A 17,874-nucleotide genomic window follows, 5' to 3' on the forward strand; every position below is an offset into this window, starting at 1 on the left:
GGGTCCGTCCTGACACGCGCGCTCCCAGGCCCGGTCCATGCGTGCGCGACCTGCCGAGGAGCCGCAGGCAACGACTACAAGTTCTGTCCTGCCTGCAATGGGCGTTACGGGCAGGGGAAGACCCCTCGCCTGGGCTTCTGCTTGTACGCGGTCAAGGGTGCACAGCTCTATCGGTCGCTCTTCGCCTGCAAGGAGAGCGGTGAGGCGCGCTACGTCCAGGATGCGCGCCAGCTCATCCGTGGAGTCCTCTACTTCGCCTTCGCCGACCACTACCGCTGTCTGGAAGCGCAGGAAGGTTCCGTCGACGCGTGGTGCATCGTTCCCTCACTGCGTTCGACAGTCAACACGAAGTCCGTTGACCACGCGTTGTCGCGAATCGCGTCCAAGCACTCGCAGCGGCGACCGGCTTCCCGAGCTCAACCTGTGGACGACTCCAGGGGAAGGCAAGCGCGTCTACCAGCCAGAACGGCTCCACCTCGTCCATACGCCCGACGCCGATCGTGCGCGGCACGTGCTGCTCATCGAAGACACCTGGGTCACGGGCAGCAACGCCCGCTCGGCGGCGGAAGCCCTCTTCAGGGAGGGAATCGAGAAGGTGTCGATCCTGACGATCGCCCGCCTCGTGGATAGTGGATACGCTCCCGCGCAGCCGCTCGTCGACCGCATTCGCGACCTCGCGAACACGCCGGACTCGATGTGGGCGTGCCCGTGGACCCGTTCTGGGAACTGCCCGACGATCCGGTAGACGAGTCGCCGCGAGCGATGTGCAGCCGCAGAGCGGTCAAGCATTGTCAGTAGCTCCGCGCGGGTCGCCCTACTCGAGCAGGCGCCGCTGGGTGTGTGTCCCCGTCCGACGTATCTACGAAGGACACGCCAACAGGAAGGACACACAATGACCGACCCCGTGGAAAAGCTCCTCGAACGCGACGAACACCGAGAGACGATGCTGCGCACTCTGGGAAGCAAGCTGACGACCATGTGGGAAGTCTCCGACGAGTACAAGGACGCATGGAGGGCCGCGACCGGTGTCGGCTGGGCACGAGCTGACCTCATCAAGGCCGGCTTCGTCGACCCATCGAAGCTGCCACGTAGAACTTCGACGCGTCGCAGCGTGGACGAAGACTGAGTGCGCGTGTGGGCGCCCGGCTTCAGCTGGGCGCCCACACTCACGTCGATGATGACGGAGTAGGACATGGAAGTCCTGCCCCTCGACCTGACCGTGTGAACCGAATAATCAGAAGACAGCCTCGTCCGCCTCGTCACCCGTCTCAATCCGGACATTCCCGAAGCGGAGTGTGCCGCCTAGGAGGGTGCAGACGATCTCCTCATCGGACTCGATGAAGGCTCCAAGCGTTTCGAGCTTGGCCCGATCGTGTGTCGAGTAGCTGTCGACGAGGGGCGTGGGTACGAGCCCGATCATTCCCGCGTCAACTGCGAACGAGTGGGCGCCGATAGTGCTGTGAAACACGCCGTCGCCGTAGAGGGTAGTGAGCCCGAGGACGGGGAGTCCGTCAACGTCTGCGAGCAGGAGGCCGGAGGCGAAAGCGTTAGCGTTGCTTTCGGCGGCTTGAAGAATCTCGGACCACTGCGCCTGGTCCTCGAAGACGTAGCTCGGGTCGCCGAGGAAGTATGCGCCGGGAGGCATAGTGACTTGGGCGCCGTAGCGGATGGGCAGCTCGTTCGGTGTTGTGATGGGCATGTCTTCCCTTTCCATGCGTGGGGATGTGGAGCCTCTACAGCGTCACACGGGGCATAGGCATTTGCGGCTGCTGCCTCAGTGAAGGGGGATGGCGGCCTTTCCGGCGGAGCGCTGCGTCCAGGTGTGTGGCGCGGGTGGAGCGCTCGGGGAGGCGACGCGGCATTGTCGTGTGTCCCCGAGGGGGAGGGCGCGTACTCGCGCCACGTCGGCGTCGATGCCTCTGGGCGTGGGGTCGAGCTCGGGGATGAGTTGTTGCCCGTGGGCGGCTTGGCTCATCTGGCGGCGAATCGCGTCGAGCTCGGCCTGGGCGGCTGCAAGCCGGTCGGTGTAGGGGTTGGGGCGGGCGAGCTCGGCGGTTGCCCGGTCGCGTTCGGCCTGGGCGTCGTCGGCGTGCTGGCGGTATCGCTTGGCAGTGGTGGCCAGGTTGGTCGCGTGGTTCTCGAGCTTGCGGATGACGCCGAGGGCTTGGGAGGGGTCGCGAAGGTCGGTGACGGCGAAGCGGACGGCCTCGTTGGTGAGGTACTCGTCGTCCATGTGGAGGTCTTTGAGGGCTGCGACGAGGACGGTGGGTTTGCTCATGTCGGGGTAGTCGTAGGCGTCCCGTGGAGCGGGTGCGACGCCGAAGACGAATTGGTGTCCGGCGACGGTGACCTCGACGTTGGGGAGGCCTTGCCGGTGGAAGTTGATGTATGCCATCCGGTTGGAGCTCAGGTCGCAGGCGGTGAGCGTGCGGGTGAGCGTGGCGGCGGCGTCGGCGCGGGTGTCGGCCAGGATGTCGGCGATGCGGGCGGTGAAGTCGTCGCCCTTGGTGGATGTGGTGCGGGCGGCGAGGTCTTCTCGGATCTGGGCCTTGCGAGTGAGGGCTGTGATCTGCCGGTCGAAGGAGGGGAGTATGGTGCGTAGGTGGGAGTGCTGTAGCTCGTGGTTCTTGGAGCGGGCCTGGTAGGTGGTGACCTGGTTCTTCAGGCGGGCTTCTTCGAGGAGGAGGGGGTTGCCAGATGCAATCGCCTTGACTTGGGCGTAGGAGGCTTCCTCGGTGCCTGCGGAGATGTCTTCGGCGGTGCGGCCTGCGAGCTGGTGGGTCATCACCTGGTTGATGAAGCGGGCTTTGCGTTCGAGGGTCTGCCAGGAGTATTCGTCGAAGGAGTGCTCGGTGACGTAGCGGAAGATCTGAACCTCGTCGTTCTGGTTGCCTTGGCGCAGGATGCGGCCCTCCCGCTGGGCGATGTCGGCTGGCCTCCAAGGGGCGGTGACGTGGTGGAGAGCGGCCGCGCGGGCTTGGATGTTCGCGCCGGTGCCCATCTTCTCGGTGGAGCCGATGAGGATGTTGATGGCTCCGTTGCGGGCTTGCATGAACAGGCGGTCCTTTTCGTCGGTGCTGGTGGCGTCGTGGGTGAAGGCGATCTTGTCGGCGGGCACGCCCGCGTCGACGAGAAGGGTCTTGAGCTCGTCGTAGAGGTTCCAGCCCTTCTTCGGGGTGCCCTGGTCGCAGAAGACGAGCTGGAGCGCTCCGGGGATGGGGGAGAGTTCCCCTGTTGCATCCTGGTAGGTCCGGCTCTTGGTCTCGTGGTAGATGCGGGCGACGTTTGCTGCTACGGCGTCGATCTTCTGGCTGCTGATGGGGCTCGTGACGCCTGTGAGGGCTCTGGTGGCGGACTGGTCGGAGAGGAGCCTGTAGTCGGTGGCCAGGGCGCGGCCGTCGCTGGTGATGGCGAGGAAGTTGTCCTCGTATGCGGGCACAGCACCGTTGTGGATGCGGTCAGCGCGCGCGGAGATCGCCTCGGTGAACTCGTTCATCGCGGCCCCGATGTTGACGGCGACGACCTCGGGTTCGCGTGCGCCGTTGGTGCGGGCGGCGAGTTCGGGGATCTTCAGGTCGAGCTGGCTGCGGGTCTTCACGTCGGCGAACACGCCCCACATGGTCATGAGCTCGGGCATGTTCTGGAAGCGGGCGACCCGCTGCTTGGCGGCGAGGGCGCCGGAGACGGTTGATTCGATCCTTTGCTCCGTGGCGGTGAACGTCCGAGCCCATTCGTTGAAGGTCGTGAGCCCAGCGTCGGTGAGTAGGTCGGGGCGCAGGTAGTGGGTCATGACCCACATCTCGCCCATCGTGTTGGCGATCGGGGTGGCGGTCGCGAAGGTCGCGACGCGGTCCCCGTGCGTTGCGCGCAGCCAGTCGAGCTTCATGTCCAGGTCGGTGCACTTGGCTGCCGAGGTGCTGGCGATCACGCCGTCGATCTCCGTGTTCGCCGCGAGGTTCTTGTAGTAGTGGGCCTCGTCGACGACGAGGTAGTCGACGCCGAGCTCCTCGAAGACGAGGCCAGCGTCGGAGGCTGCCTCGGCTGCTGCCTGTGCTTCGTCGAGTCTCGTTTGGAGTTTCTTCCGTTTCGATTCCGCCTTGCGAATGGACATGGAGTCGGTGGCCTGTGCGAGCCAGGCGTCGAGGTCGGCGAGCTCCTTGTTCTCGTATGCGGCTCTGGTCTGCTTCGAGACGCGGATTCTCTTGAACGCGGCTTGTGTGCAGATCACGGCGTCCCACTCGCTGGTGGTGGCCCGAGCGAAGAAGTCTTGGCGGCCTTCGGGCTTGGAGAAGCGCTGGGAGTCGGCGGTGAGGATACGAGCGTGGGGATATGCCTGGAGCCATTCGCGTTCGAACTGGCCGAGCATGTGGTTGGGGACGATGATCATCGGCTTGGAGACGAGGCCGAGGCGCTTCTGCTCCATGACGCCGCACACCATTTCCAGTGTCTTCCCGGCGCCGACCTCGTGGAACAGGCCGCAGGTAGGTTCGGCGATCATTCGGGCGATCGCGGCTCGCTGGTGGGTGCGGAGCGTGAACGTGGAGGCGAGGCCGGGTAGCTGGAGGTGGCGGCCAGCGTCCTCGTAGCTGCGGGGTACGAGCGAGTTGAAGCGTTCGTTGTAGGTGGCGACGAGGCGTCGTGCCCGGTGGGGGTCGCGCCAGATCCACTGCTGGAACGCCTCGCGAATCTCGTCTGCCTTGCCCTGGGCGGCCTCAGTCGCGGCCCGGTTGACAACGGTGCGGGTGGTCGGTGATCCGTCGTCGCGCGTCACGGGAACCGTGTCGGTGACCTTGATTTCCTTGGAGTTCAGCAGGTCCTTGAAGATGTCGGTTCCGGTCTTGCGGTCGGTTCCCCATCGGGAGGTCTGGTTGATGCCGTGCGTGGGGGCGCCGGTGAGGCCCCACCCTTCTGACGGGTTGTACGTGAGCCGTCCGGGAAGGTTGAGCTCGCGAGACAGGAACGCCTGGTGGTCCTTCACGGGGATCCAGGGGGCGCCGAGGGTGACGCAGATATCGGCGATTCCGAGGTCTTCGGGCATGACGGACTGGAGGGCGTCAACGTTGGCCTGGAACGCCGGGTCGGTGAGGGCCAGCTCCTTGGCGGCCGCGAGCTTGGCGCGCACGTTGCCCGACAGGTACTCCTCGCGGCGCACGATGTGGCCTTCGGGGGTGTCGAACACGAGCTCGCCGAGCGTGGCGCGAGCTTCTCTGGTGTCTGTGGCTGCGAGTAGGTACTGGCAGTAGTCGAGGTCGATGCTGCCCTTCTGGTCGAGGCAGATCGCGAGTGCGTCTTCAGGGGTCGAAGCGCCCTTGGGGACATATGAGGCGAACACTTGGCGTCGCTCCAGCAGCGGAGCGGGCCGGCCAGTCTCGGCCTCGTCGTCGTAGACCTCGATGGCGCGGGTGAGTGCGGCGTAGGGGTCCTTCGCGAAGATCCGGAAGACCGGCGGGCGCGTGGTGATGATGTCCTCTTCCTGTTCACCGGTCTTCTTGTCGATCGTGATGTGCGTGCGGTGCTTGGCGCGGTTGAGGGGACCGAAGTCCACGGTGTAGGCCATGTAGGCGTCCCGCAGGCCCTGGCGGCATGCCGTCATCTCGGGCGTGTCCGTGCGGCTGCGGGTCTCCAGGGTGAGGAGGGTCCGGGTTCGGTCGCGAAGATCGAGCAGGCGCGCGAGCTCGGCCTGCTGAGTCTTGGGGACCTTGATCGCTTCCCAGCCGTCGGCGCCGAGGCGTTCGAAGGCGCCCTTGTTGGATCGCAGGGAGCCGAGCTCGCGCGCGTCCACGGTGATGCCTGCGGTCGCGTCGATGGTGGGAGCTGGGGTGGAGTCGTAGGCTAGGCCCTCAATGGTCGCCTGGGTGAGGTCCTGGTCGAGGCGGCTCGTGATCTGGGCTGCGATGGTGGAGGCGTCCGTCGTGGAAGCGACGTGAAGGCCGACTGCGCCGTAGAGGCCCCGCGTGGCGGACATGGTGCCGATCACCCGGTCCGGTCGGCTCATGATCGCATCGTTGATCGCGACCGGGGTCGCCTCGGGGGCGAGAACGTGAGAGTGAGCGTGCTCCCAGGTGAACGCACGAGGCTCTTCACCGTCCTTGCGGACGCGGAAGACGAGGAGGTCGGTGACGACCTGCGTGTCGGCGGTCTGCTCGTGAGCGCCCGACGGGAGACGGATCGCGGAGATGAGGTCGGCGCGCTCGTACATGTCACGGCGGGCGGACGGGTTCTTCGCGTCGAGCGTGTGGTGGCTGGTCAGGACTGCGACGTAGCCGCCGGGCTTGGTCTGGGCGAGAGCTTTGATGATGAAGTGGTTGTGGATGGAGTGCTCGCCGGGGTTGTTCGCCGGATCGTAGAGGGCGTAGTCCCCGAAGGGGACGTTCCCTACCGCAGCGTCGAAAAGCCGGGTTGTCGGTGTCTTTTCGTAACCCTCGTTGCGGATTTCCGCGTTCGGGTACAAGGCGTGGGCGATTCGGCTGGTCGTCGGGTCGAGTTCGACGCCCGTCATGGCCACGCTGTCGGGGGCGAGCCCGATGAAGGTGCCCGCCCCGCATCCGGGCTCGAGGACGTGCCCGGAGGTGAGGCCGTGGGCGGCGAGGGAGTGCCAGATCGCTTCGACGTATTGGGCGTGGGTGTAGTGGGCGTTGAGGACGCTGGCGCGCGCCTGGGCGTAGTCCTCATCGTTGAGGAGGCCCTGGAGGTGCTCGCGCCGTGAGGCCCATTCGGGCTTGGACTCATCGAACATCCCCGACAGGCCGCCCCATCCGCTCCACTGGGCGAGCTGAGCCTGCTCGGCAGGGGTGGCGGGGCGGCCTTCGGATTCGAGGACGTGAAGGAGGCTGATCGCGTGGAGGTTCGCGTCGGCTCGCCGCGTGGGGGTGGAGGGCGTCGCGTGTGATGACGGGGTGAAGGAGGGGCCTACTGCTCGTCCTCTGCCGTCAGCTCCATGAGGTCCTCCCAGTCCAGGCCCTTGCGCTGCGCGAGCTGCAAGATCAGATCGTTCACCCACTGGGAGAAGGGGCGCGTCTCGCCAACCCAGAACGGAATCGGAGTGGGATACCGATGCGTCGAGCTGATCGTGTCCCACTGGGCCGGCGGAGTCTCCACCAGACCCTCCGGCAGGGGCCGGTCGAGCCACCACGTCATGAACCAGACGAGGATCGTCTCGGTATCCACGGGGCCGTGGTTGAGCATCCACTGTGCTGCCCGGTCTCTGTCGTCGCCCTGGACCAGCATCGTCAACCGATCCAAGTCGAGCTTCGGATCGAAGTCGGATTCCGTCCAGGGAGCTCCGTTCCAGTCCGATCCCATCCCGGTCAGGATGCACAGTCGCGCCATCGCCAGCTCGTAGAAGCGCGTGAGGATCTCCTTCTCGAGCTGATTCTGGAGCAGCCGGATCTCCTGCGGGTCCGTCGTGTCCTCGACCGCGTACTCCCCAGCCCAGTCGATCGGACTCCAGGCCGGATCCGTCGGGTTGAAGAGCTGGGCGTGCTCCTCGATGGTCTCCTCGAGGAAGATCTGCTCCCAATGGGTCATCGTGTCGATGAGGAACACGCTCGCTTGCCTGTCGCTGAGAATCCGGTCCTTCCACCACTGGTACCAGTAGGTTCTGCCGCTCGTGTCGTAGCGCATCGTGTTCCTCCTTGTAAACGTCCTGCTCTTCGAAGATGGAGAACAGGTCGAGCTGGTTCTCGTCGGTGGTGGTGTGCCGGGCCATCGGTGGTCCCTTCCCGTGGTGATCGCTTCTGTGATCACGTCGGGTGTGCACACACACCGGGGGTGCCCGCGCTGCGGGTGGTGCGGGCGTTGCGGGCTGTGCTGGTAATGGTGTCAGTGCCCGCTGGCGTTTGCGTCCGCCTACTCGTCGTCGGTGCGGGCGAGGGCGAGGTCGTCGGTGGCGAGGTCGGCGCCGATGTGGTCGACCCACACCTGGTGGGAGAGGCGCGTCTCGCCGTCGCGTCCCGTCCACTCGCGCACGCTGTAGGTTCCGGCGAAGACGATGCGTCGGTTGCCTGCACGTTCCTGGAAGCCGACGAGCCTTTCGCCGGGGGTGCCGGGGATGGTGAGGTCGTAGAAGACGGTGGCGCCTTCGGCCCATTCACCGTCCTCGCTTCGCACACGGTCGGTGACGGCGACCCTGGCGTGCGTGAGCGTGCGCCCCCGGTCGGTGGTGGTCGTGGCGGGTGCGCCGGTGAGGTTTCCGCTGCGGATGATGTAGCTCATGATGGTGTCCTTTCAGGGGGTCAGTTGAGGAGTGCGTGGGCTGCCATGAGGTAGGCGGCGGCGCTGAGGATGGCGACGCCGCTGATCGTCAGGAAGCTTGCCTTCTGATACTCGGGTTCAGCGTTGGACGCGATGGCGGCTCCGACGACGAGTGAGGAGACGGTTGACAGGCTCATGACGGTGCCTGCGACGGCGGCGAATACGGGGGACATGTTCGGGGCCTTTCGGGGTCTAGTGGGTGTAGCGGACGGGGAACCAGAGCTGGCTGCGCCAGTAGCCGGTGGAGATGGGGACCTCGTGGACGACGGCGCCGAAGTCGGGGGCGTGGATCATGCGTCCGTCGCCGACATAGATCCCGATGTGGTCGACGTGGGGTGTGCCGGACTGGGAGAAGCCGATGAAGTCTCCGGGCTGGAGGTCGGCTTCGCTGATCGGGGTGACGGCGCTGGAGTGGACGATCTGGTCGGCACTGGGCCGACCTTCGGGGAAGGAGTAGCCGAGTTCTTGCATGGTCAGGACGATGAGGCCGGAGCAATCGACTCCGGAAGGGGTTGTTCCGCCCCACACGTAGGGAGCTCCCGTGTGGGTGCGCGCTTGGTCGACGATCTGATTCCCGCTCGCTGACGAGGCGCCCGCGTATGTGGTGGCGTCGGCGATGATCCTGGCGACGTAGTTGATGGTCTCCGGGAAGGGAGGCATCCCGTGATTGTCGTGGACGGCGCCGGGGCCGGCGTTGTAGGCGGCGAGTACCAGGGATGTGAAGTCGCCCGAGACCGTGCCCTGGTCAAGCCAAGCGCGCACAGACGAGGCAAGTTCGCACATGTAGCGGCCCTGGCTGGCGATCGCGTCGAGGGGGTTGAACGGGTCGGCTTTGCCGTCTCCGTCGCCGTCGACGCCGTGGGCGGCCCAGGTCGTGGGCATGAACTGGGTGAGGCCTTGTGCTCCGACGGGGCTCACGGCCTTTGGGTTCCACCCGGACTCCTGCTTGATCTGGGCGGCGAGGATTGCCGGGGTGACGCCCTCGCACTGCGAGCCGGCCGCGATGATCGCGTCGCGGTACTCGGCGGGCACCCCTGCCAGGCCTGAGCCCAGCGGTCTCGCGCCCGTCGCCTGGGACGAGGCGACGATCATGAGGGGAAGGATCGCGAGCGGGGCGAGAGCGACGGCGGCGAATCCGAGCTTCACGGGCGCGGACCCCCTGCTTCGAACGTGGACCGCCCGTGAGGCCGCGAGGGGGCGGAACCCTTTGTGCTGGCTGTGACTGCGGTGCTGGCGTTGCGGGCTGTGCTGGCGTGGGTGGTCTTGCCGGTGTTCGCGGCGATGAGAGCCCGGATCCTGTCGGGGCGGAATCCGCTCGTTCGCTCCCCCGCCTCGTCTTCAAGGATCGGCGCCGACATGAGCCCCTCGCGTTTGAACTGTTCGATGAGGTCGGGTCGGGTCGATAGGTCGATCGTGATGAACTCGAGTCCCGCCTTCTCGAAAGCCCGGTGCGTCATCTGGCAGCCGGGGCATCCCGGTGTCGTGTAGAGGGTGACAGCGGGTAGGGTGTCTGCCCGATCGTCCTGACGCTCTTGGTCTGCCTGAAGGTAAGTGACGGGGCGAGCCTGGTCTGTGGTGTGAGCATCAGGGAGGATCGTCGCATTGGGGTCGTCGAAGAGGATCTTCACGAGCTCCTGGTCGGATAGTCCCGCCGCATTGAGAGCTTCGAGCGCCTCGGCGAGAGTCCGATCATCGTCCGTGCCTTCGGGAAGGGGCGCATGCTCATAGAGGTAGTCGCCAAGGCGGTTCCATGCGGCGTCTCCCGCCTGTTCGTAGTGCTCGTGGATCGTGCCTTTCCAGTCGTCCCGATTCGGATCGATATTGCCGGGGGCGAGCCTGGTCTGTGGTGTGAGCATCGGTTCAGTCCTTTCAAGTCGGGGAATGACGTGCCGGCCGCGAAGGCAGGGACGCGTCATGTCCTTACGTCGGGTGTGCACACACGCCTAGCCGCGCCTGTTGGCGGCGATCTGGCGATGCTCTGAGTTGTTGAGGTTGGGGGTGCCGGTGCCGAGGTGGGAGTTCCAGCCCGCGTCGCGCCCGTCCTTGAGCGCACGCTCATGGGTGTTGACTCCGCTGCCCTCGTGGAGATCGAGGGTGGTGATGTAGTCCGCGAGCCTGCGGGAGCGATCCCGGACAGTGAGTGCGGCGGATGAGTCTCCGGCGGCCTTCTGCTCGGTGATGGTGGCGCGTCGGGTGGTGCGGATCCGTTGGGCGACTCCTTGGGCGTATCCGAGGATGAAGCCTGCTCGTGCGCGCCGCTGGTTGGCGGGCTTCATCCGCTTGTAGCCGGGGCTGGCTTTGCGCCATTGGGTCCAGGCTGAGGCCGTGTGAGCCGTCAGAGCAGTGATGAGAGGAGCGAGCCAGTCAAGGTCAGAGTCGAAGCCGACCACGTGCACGAAGACGCCGGGGCTCCCCGGGCGTCGTCTCTCGTCGGTGTAGTAGGTGGTCGCTCCGCAGGCTTGGGCGACCTGGTGGACGGCGTGCGCCTGCGCTAGTGAGGGAGTCGTCATACCTCCGGGAATCATGATCGTCCGCGTCTCGATCTCGTCGCGTCGGACGGCGGGCGAAGAGCGATCGGACAGGCGTGTGATGGAGTGACGAGCCATGAGGATGCTCGCCCGCTCGAGAGCGACCTCACGCTCATTGGTGCTCGCGCCGGAATCTCGCGCAATAGCGAGGAATCTTCGGATCTGGTCTTCGATAGTGCTGGTCATCGGAGGGTCCTTCTCAGTGTTGCTGGCAGTGCCGGGCGTGCTGTCGAAAGCGCACGCGCGGCTAGCGGCGTCCGGTGGGGAGTCGCCCGGTGGGAACGGGAGCGAAGGGCTGACCGTCGTTGAAGGTGGCGATGTCGTCGGCGAGCTTGGCTTCGATAGCTTCTTGGATCCACTCGGCGAGAGAGGAGACGCCCGTTCGGGGGCCGCAGGTCCAGAACGCTGCTCGGGCTTGGTCCATGAGGTCGGCGTCGACGCGGAAGGTGACCTTGATCTTCATGGTCGTCGCAGGCTGCTCGGGTGAGCGTCGGGTCTGGCTCGTCGGAGTTGTGACGTGGGTGTAGCCGGTGAGCTTGGAGGTGCGGGGTTGGGGTCGCGTGCTCATCGGAGGGCCTCCTTGAGGATCGTGCGGTACAAGTCGGAGAACGCGCGGGCCTGGCGTCGGTTGGTGGGCCATTCGTCGAGGGCGGTCGAGGCTTCTACGGCGTCGGAGATGAGGACCGCGCGCGGGATCGGAGTGGAGATGAGGGGCAGGTGCTCCGTTTCGGTGAATGCTTGGAGCTCGGTGAGCCATCCGCTGCCGGAAATCGTCTGTTTCTCGTGCATGTTGATGACGATCCCGGCGACGTGGAGACGGTGGTTGACTTCCTGGACTGCGCTCACCGTGCTCAGCAGGTTGGCGAGCCCGGTGGCGCTCCACTGCTTGGACTGGGTGACGATGAGGACTCCATCGGCGGCGACGAGCGCGTTGATGGTGAGCTTGTCGAGCGAGGGCGGGCAGTCGATGAGGACGAGATCGTAGGAGGCGGTTGCGGCATCAAGCGCGTGGGCCAGGCGGGACTCTCCTCCGATCGGGAGACTGACCAGGCGGTCTCTCACTCCTGCGAGGTTGTCGCCGTTGGGTGTGGGAACGAGGTCCACTCCGCCCCACACCGTGGAGACGGTGACATCGTGGAGTGAGAGCGCACCGTGTGGGGTGAGGGCGTCGGCGACGCCGACGCTGGTCTCGGGCAGAGGATCGCTGGAGAGGTTGGCTGTGATGTTTCCCTGCGGGTCGAGGTCGACGACGAGGACCCGCAGTCCCTCGAGGGCTGCGGCGCGGGAGAGATGGAAGGTGGTCGTCGACTTGCCGACGCCGCCCTTCTGGTTGCAGATGGCGAGAGTCTTCATGAGGTTCTCCTGGGAGTGGTTCGGGTTAGTCGAAGGGCTGGACGATGACGCTTCTCGCATTGGCGATGAGCCGGTAGAGGTCGTTCGTCGTGGCGAGCTGTGCCGTGAAGGCGGTGGTTGGTTCGCCGGCCTGGTGGGCTGCGGCCCGCTCGACGACGAGACGGTCAGTCCACTCGTCGAGGGCGGCCATGAGCGTGACCTGCTCATTCGTGGACAAGACCTGCATGGCTGGTGATGCTGTCGGGGCTGGCATTGCTGTCACTTCTGGTCGAACAGGCACACGGAGCCAGCCGAGAAGACGAGCTCATAGAGGTCGTCTGTGGCGTTGAGCTCGTCCTGCCAGTTGGCGTCGGCGCTCGTCTGTTGGTCGCGGAAGATGAGGTCTTCGAGGTGTTCGCGGTGGCTGGTGATGGCTTCGATGAGGATGTTCTGCTCGGTTTCGGTGAGGAGTCGCATGGGGATTCCTTTGCGGGTTGTGCCAGGTGTGCTGGCGCTGCTGTCAGTTGCGGTGGATGTCGGCTGCTCGCACGGCCCGTCGGAGGGCGTTGTGGGGCGGTTCGGCGTATCGCTGCGTTGTCTGAACAGATGCGTGTCCCAGGAGTCGTTGGACGGTGAGGAGGTCGCGGTCTGCTCGGTAGGCGAGGGTCGCGAAGCGGTGCCTGAGGGTGTGGAGCGTCCATCTGCCCGGCAAGGCTTGGGAGCCGAGTTCGCTGACTCGTGCGCCGGAGATGTGGCCCCCGTACTTGGAGGGGAAGGCCCATCCTTTGCCCTGGTCGCAGGCGGACTCGACGCGGAAGGCGAGCCATGTGGGGAGCGGGACCTGGCGGATGCGCCCTCCTTTGCCGTGCACGACGAGGGAGAATCCTTCGAGATCGTCGACGAGGTCGTTTGCGTGGACCTGTGAGATCTCGGTGGCGCGTAGTCCAGCGCATGCGGCGAGGCTGAGGATGAGTTCGACTCGTTCGCTCGCAGCCTGAAGCCCGTCGTCGAGGACTTCGCGGGGCGTTGGGCGTGGAATGCCGGGAGGGCAGGTGACGCGGGGGAGAGCGAGTGCGGGGCTCTTCCTGAGGGCGTCTGGACCGTAGTACCAGCGGAAAAACACTCGAAGACTGGTGTAGTAGCTGTGCCGTGTGGCGGCTGCCCAGTCTTGATGTCCGGCCCACTCAAGAAGGTCTTGCGGTTGGACTTGATCGGGTGTGCTTCGTCCGAGTTCTCGAGCGATACGCCGGAGCTGGACGCTGCGTGTCTTGACAGTTCGCTCACTGAAACCAGCCGCCCTCAAGTTCGTAGCCCAGTCCGTCAGGGGACCGGTCCAGCCTTCGGGGATCGGTAGTGAGAGGGGATGAGTTGGTCGCATGGGTCCAACTGTCTCCCGTTTCTTTGCGGGCCAGAATGGATTCCGAGGCTGGCAAAGGCGGCAACGCGGGCACTAATGGCAAGGCAAGCGTTGCTGGGGGAGTGGGGATCGTGCGCTGGAGCAGAAAGCTGACCACGGCGACGATCGCAATGGCGAGGAATCCGTCGGTCGTCGGTTCAAGCCCGACTTGGGGCACGAATCCGCGCGACTTGGGGCACTGATCCGCTCAGTACAACTAGGCTTCCCTACCGCTCACTATGTTTCTCGAGGGTGCGGCTTCCCTGAGGCAAGGCTCTGCCATCCTGTGACAATCACGAGGCGAAGCCGCAAGATGCCGCTTCCCAGAGGCAATGCCAGCTCCCCTGGGCAATCGTCTCGCAATCTCCCATGGCCTACTGCCTCGCCATCTCCGGGGGCTATCGCTTCAGTCCCAGGGGCTATCGCTTCAGTTCCAGGCTTGGAGTTCGTCTTGCCACAGCGGGCGCTCGCCATCTCCGGGGACTACCGCTTCAGTTCCAGGAGCGCTTGCTTCTGTGGCTCGTCGAGGACTCGCCATCTCCGGGGGCTATCGCTTCAGTTCCAGGCTTGGAGTTCGTCTTGCCGCAGCGGGCGCTCGCCAGCTCCTCTGGGCTATTGCTTCACTCTCGACGGGGACGCCCCAAAACCGCCAAGAGGCGAACGAAATTCGAGCAGTATACCGTCGCCTTTGCGTGAATCCGCACACAAAGGTCCAGGCGTGTTGAAGCGGCGAGCCAATGAGCCTAGCATGACTATTTGCGCCTTATTGTGCCCGAGGTGAACCGTACCCACCCGCTGGAAAGGCGCTGAGCGGGTCCGGACGGTGTCAGATAATGGGCGAAGGCGTGCGCGCGCACAGGAAAAGCAGGGAAGGATCCCCTTTGGCTGCCAGTAGCACTGCCAACCAGCCCAGGAACCGCATCTCATTCGCGAAGCTCCGCGAACCTCTCCAGGCCCCGAACCTCCTCGGCCTGCAGGTTGAGAGCTTCGATTGGCTGCTGGGTAATGACGCGTGGAAAGCGCGCGTCGAAGCCGCGAAAGCGGAAGGCCGCACCGACGTCCCCGACGTTTCCGGTCTTGAAGAGATCTTCGAAGAGATCTCGCCGATTGAGGACCTGGCTCAGACCATGTCCCTCTCGTTCCGCGATCACCGACTCGAACGACCGAACTATCAGCCCGAAGAAGCGAAGGCTAAGGATTACACCTACTCGGCCCCGATGTACGTGACCGCCGAGTTCATGAACTACGAGACCGGTGAGATTAAGGGCCAGACCGTGTTCATGGGCGACTTCCCGCTCATGACCCCGCGCGGCACTTTCATCATCAACGGCACGGAGCGTGTCGTCGTCTCGCAGCTCGTGCGTTCCCCCGGTGTCTATTTCGAGCGCGTTTCCGACCGCTCCTCCGACCGGGACATCTTCGGCGCGAAGATCATTCCCTCGCGTGGCGCCTGGCTTGAATTCGAGATCGACAAGCGTGACGCCGTGGGCGTTCGTATCGACCGCAAGCGCAAGCAGCCCGTCACTCACTTCCTCAAGGCGATCGGCCTGACCGAGGCGGAGATCCGCGAGAAGTTCGCCGACTACCCGGTCCTGCTCGAGACCCTCGAGAAGGACACGGTCCACACGCAGGAGGAAGCTCTCCTCGACGTGTACCGCAAGCTCCGCCCCGGCGAGCCCGCGAACGTCGATTCCGCGCAGACCCTGCTCAACAACTTCTACTTCGACGACAAGCGCTACGATCTCGCGAAGGTCGGTCGTTACAAGATCAATAAGAAGCTCGCGGTTGACGCGGATCCGAAGGCCTCGACCCTGTCGATCGAGGATGTTGTCGCCACCGTGAAGTACCTGCTCGCCCTCCACAAGGGTGAGAAGACCTTCGCTGGTTTCCGCAATGGAGAGCCCATTGAGGTTCGCGTCGAGTCTGACGACATCGACCACTTCGGTAACCGTCGTATCCGCGCGGTGGGCGAGCTCATCCAGGCGCAGGTTCGTAACGGCCTGGCCCGCATGGAACGCACCGTCCGTGAGCGCATGACGACCCAGGAGCGCGATTCGATCACGCCTCAGACGCTGATCAACATCCGTCCCGTCGTCGCCGCGATCAAGGAGTTCTTCGGAACTTCGCAGCTGTCGCAGTTCATGGATCAGAACAACCCTCTCGCGGGCCTGACCCACAAGCGCCGCCTTTCGGCTCTCGGCCCCGGTGGTCTCTCGCGCGACCGCGCCGGCATGGAAGTCCGTGACGTCCACCCCTCGCACTACGGCCGTATGTGCCCGATCGAATCCCCTGAAGGCCCGAACATTGGTCTGATCGGTTCGCTCGCGACTTTCGCGCGCATCAATCCTTTCGGTTTCATTGAGACCCCCTACCGTGTCGTGCGCAATGGCAAGGTCACCGACGAGGTCGAGTACCTGACCGCCGATGACGAGAACGGCCATTTCATCGCTCAGGCCTCTTCGTCTCTCAACGAGGACGGAACCTTCACCGAGGAGCATGTCCTGTGCCGTGTTGCCGGTGAGGACCCGACCCTCATCGCCCGCGATCGCGTGGACTACATGGACGTCTCCGCACGTCAGATGGTGTCTGTCGCGGCCGCGTTCATTCCCTTCCTCGAGCACGATGACGCGAACCGTGCTCTCATGGGTGCGAACATGCAGCGCCAGGCCGTGCCGCTCCTGACGACGGAGGCGCCGCTGGTCGGTACCGGCATGGAGCGTCGCGCCGCGAAGGACTCGGGCGAAATGGTGATCGCCACGAACCCCGGTGTCGTTACCGAGGTGTCCGCCGACCTGATCGTCGTCTCGAAGGACGAGGGCGGCACCGACACCTACCGTCTGGAGAAGTTCGAACGTTCGAACCCGGGCAACTGCACGAACCAGCGCGTCATCGTTGATGAGGGAGACCGCGTTGAGGCCGGGATGGTCCTCGCCGACGGCCCCGCAACCGATAACGGCGAGGTCGCCCTCGGTAAGAACCTCCTCGTGGCGTACATGTCCTGGGAGGGCCTCAACTACGAGGATGCGATCATCTTGTCGCGTCGCGTCGTCGAAGAGGATGTCCTCACTTCGATCCACATCGAAGAGCACGAGGTCGACGCTCGAGAGACGAAGCTCGGCGAAGAAGAGATCACCCGTGACATCCCGAACGTGTCCGAGGAGACCCTCGCCGACCTCGACGAGCGCGGCATCATCCGTATCGGCGCCGAAGTCACTGCGGGCGATATCCTCGTCGGCAAGGTCACCCCCAAGGGCGAGACCGAACTGACCTCCGAGGAACGCCTCCTGCGCGCCATCTTCGGTGAGAAGGCCCGCGAGGTCCGCGACACTTCCCTGCGCGTCCCGCACGGCCAGGAAGGCATCGTCATCGGTGTACGCGAGTTCAACGATGAAGAAGACGACCTCAACCCCGGTGTCCGCCAGACCGTTCGCGTCTACGTCGCGCAGCGTCGCAAGATCACGATCGGCGACAAGATGGCGGGCCGTCACGGCAACAAGGGTGTCGTGTCGAAGATCCTGCCGGTCGAGGACATGCCCTTCCTTGAGGACGGCACCCCGGTTGACATTATCCTCAATCCCCTCGGTGTTCCGGGCCGTATGAACGTCGGCCAGGTGCTCGAGTACCATCTCGGCTGGCTCGCCCACCAGGGATGGGACGCTTCGAAGGCTGTTGAGGCCGGCGAGTCCTGGACCCGTGACCTTCCCGCCGAGGGCATCACCACGCAGCCGCAGACCCTGGTCGCGACCCCCGTGTTCGACGGCCTGGAAGCAGATGAGCTCGCTGGTCTGCTGCGCAACGTTAACCCGAACCGTGACGGCGAGCGTCTGACGAATGAGCAGGGCAAGGCTCGTCTCTTCGATGGTCGCTCCGGTGAGCCCTTCCCGTATCCGATCGCGGTCGGCTACACCTACATGCTCAAGCTCCACCACCTCGTCGACGATAAGATCCACGCTCGTTCGACGGGCCCCTACTCGATGATTACGCAGCAGCCGCTGGGCGGTAAAGCCCAGTTCGGTGGCCAGCGATTCGGCGAGATGGAGGTGTGGGCGCTCGAAGCCTATGGTGCCGCCTACGCCCTCCAGGAGCTCCTCACCATCAAGTCGGACGATACGACCGGCCGTGTGAAGGTGTACGAAGCGATCGTCAAGGGCGAGGACATTCCCGAGCCCGGCATCCCCGAGTCCTTCCGAGTGCTCATCCAGGAGATGCGCTCGCTGTGTCTGAACGTCGAGGCCCTCGACGCGGCCGGCAATGCCATCGACCTGCGTGACCAGGAAGAGGACTTCAACGCGCGCGAAGATCTGGGCATCACTCTTGAGGCTCGTCCGAACGCTGCTTCGACCATCGACGCGATCTGATAGGAAG

At 64.9% G+C, this 17,874-nt stretch carries 17 protein-coding genes; 4 read left to right on the forward strand and 13 right to left on the reverse strand.

Going from position 1 to position 17,874, the window contains the following annotated elements:
* Positions 1 to 355 precede the first annotated feature (355 nt).
* Both JFX23_RS06835 and JFX23_RS06840 read left to right on the forward strand, forming a co-directional pair.
* A complete protein-coding gene (locus JFX23_RS06835) occupies positions 356 to 745 on the forward strand; it encodes a hypothetical protein (protein ID WP_198776285.1) in 390 nt (129 codons plus the stop codon).
* A 147-nt stretch (positions 746 to 892) separates the two neighbouring features.
* Positions 893 to 1,126 (forward strand): hypothetical protein, encoded by a 234-nt coding sequence (locus JFX23_RS06840; RefSeq protein WP_198776286.1) that lies wholly within the window; start codon positions 893 to 895, stop codon positions 1,124 to 1,126.
* A gap of 108 nt (positions 1,127 to 1,234) precedes the next feature.
* Here the strand turns inward: JFX23_RS06840 and JFX23_RS06845 are convergent, their stop codons facing one another.
* From JFX23_RS06845 to JFX23_RS06905, 13 genes are all read right to left on the reverse strand, one after another.
* The gene (locus JFX23_RS06845; protein ID WP_198776287.1) at positions 1,235 to 1,699 is read right to left on the reverse strand and encodes a hypothetical protein; all 465 of its coding nucleotides are present in this window, start codon (positions 1,697 to 1,699) and stop codon (positions 1,235 to 1,237) included.
* 75 nt (positions 1,700 to 1,774) lie between these two features.
* Complete coding sequence (locus tag JFX23_RS09610; RefSeq protein WP_198776288.1) at positions 1,775 to 7,000, reverse strand: SNF2-related protein; 5,226 nt, start codon at positions 6,998 to 7,000, stop codon at positions 1,775 to 1,777.
* A complete protein-coding gene (locus tag JFX23_RS06855) occupies positions 6,910 to 7,623 on the reverse strand; it encodes a hypothetical protein (protein ID WP_198776289.1) in 714 nt (237 codons plus the stop codon). The genes JFX23_RS09610 and JFX23_RS06855 overlap by 91 nt, the downstream gene beginning before the upstream one ends.
* 225 nt (positions 7,624 to 7,848) lie before the next feature.
* Positions 7,849 to 8,214 (reverse strand): single-stranded DNA-binding protein, encoded by a 366-nt coding sequence (locus JFX23_RS06860; RefSeq protein ID WP_198776290.1) that lies wholly within the window; start codon positions 8,212 to 8,214, stop codon positions 7,849 to 7,851.
* Between the two features lie 20 nt (positions 8,215 to 8,234).
* Positions 8,235 to 8,426 (reverse strand): hypothetical protein, encoded by a 192-nt coding sequence (locus JFX23_RS06865; RefSeq protein ID WP_198776291.1) that lies wholly within the window; start codon positions 8,424 to 8,426, stop codon positions 8,235 to 8,237.
* Positions 8,427 to 8,445: 19 nt separating this feature from the next.
* Positions 8,446 to 9,399: a C40 family peptidase gene (locus JFX23_RS06870; protein WP_332874689.1), complete on the reverse strand. Its 954-nt coding sequence runs from the start codon at positions 9,397 to 9,399 to the stop codon at positions 8,446 to 8,448.
* Positions 9,396 to 10,109: a glutaredoxin domain-containing protein gene (locus JFX23_RS06875; RefSeq protein WP_198776292.1), complete on the reverse strand. Its 714-nt coding sequence runs from the start codon at positions 10,107 to 10,109 to the stop codon at positions 9,396 to 9,398. Before JFX23_RS06875 ends, JFX23_RS06870 begins: the two co-directional genes overlap by 4 nt.
* 87 nt (positions 10,110 to 10,196) lie before the next feature.
* Complete coding sequence (locus JFX23_RS06880) at positions 10,197 to 10,967, reverse strand: DUF7168 domain-containing protein (RefSeq protein WP_198776293.1); 771 nt, start codon at positions 10,965 to 10,967, stop codon at positions 10,197 to 10,199.
* A gap of 61 nt (positions 10,968 to 11,028) precedes the next feature.
* Positions 11,029 to 11,349 (reverse strand): hypothetical protein, encoded by a 321-nt coding sequence (locus tag JFX23_RS06885; protein WP_198776294.1) that lies wholly within the window; start codon positions 11,347 to 11,349, stop codon positions 11,029 to 11,031.
* The gene (locus JFX23_RS06890) at positions 11,346 to 12,134 is read right to left on the reverse strand and encodes a ParA family protein (RefSeq protein WP_198776295.1); all 789 of its coding nucleotides are present in this window, start codon (positions 12,132 to 12,134) and stop codon (positions 11,346 to 11,348) included. The genes JFX23_RS06885 and JFX23_RS06890 overlap by 4 nt, the downstream gene beginning before the upstream one ends.
* A 25-nt stretch (positions 12,135 to 12,159) precedes the next feature.
* Positions 12,160 to 12,360, reverse strand: a complete 201-nt coding sequence (locus JFX23_RS06895; RefSeq protein WP_198776296.1) for a hypothetical protein — start codon at positions 12,358 to 12,360, stop codon at positions 12,160 to 12,162.
* Between the two features lie 32 nt (positions 12,361 to 12,392).
* The gene (locus tag JFX23_RS06900; RefSeq protein WP_198776297.1) at positions 12,393 to 12,590 is read right to left on the reverse strand and encodes a hypothetical protein; all 198 of its coding nucleotides are present in this window, start codon (positions 12,588 to 12,590) and stop codon (positions 12,393 to 12,395) included.
* 43 nt (positions 12,591 to 12,633) lie between these two features.
* Positions 12,634 to 13,491: a tyrosine-type recombinase/integrase gene (locus JFX23_RS06905; protein ID WP_184453762.1), complete on the reverse strand. Its 858-nt coding sequence runs from the start codon at positions 13,489 to 13,491 to the stop codon at positions 12,634 to 12,636.
* Between the two features lie 35 nt (positions 13,492 to 13,526).
* On the opposite strand from JFX23_RS06905, the gene JFX23_RS06910 reads away from it, so the two are divergent.
* Both JFX23_RS06910 and rpoB read left to right on the forward strand, forming a co-directional pair.
* Positions 13,527 to 13,712: a hypothetical protein gene (locus JFX23_RS06910; RefSeq protein WP_198776298.1), complete on the forward strand. Its 186-nt coding sequence runs from the start codon at positions 13,527 to 13,529 to the stop codon at positions 13,710 to 13,712.
* Between the two features lie 678 nt (positions 13,713 to 14,390).
* Positions 14,391 to 17,867: a DNA-directed RNA polymerase subunit beta gene (rpoB, locus tag JFX23_RS06915; protein WP_198776299.1), complete on the forward strand. Its 3,477-nt coding sequence runs from the start codon at positions 14,391 to 14,393 to the stop codon at positions 17,865 to 17,867.
* The last annotated feature ends 7 nt before the right edge of the window (positions 17,868 to 17,874 follow it).

This window comes from Schaalia cardiffensis (assembly GCF_016405145.1).
GTDB lineage: Bacteria > Actinomycetota > Actinomycetes > Actinomycetales > Actinomycetaceae > Pauljensenia > Pauljensenia cardiffensis.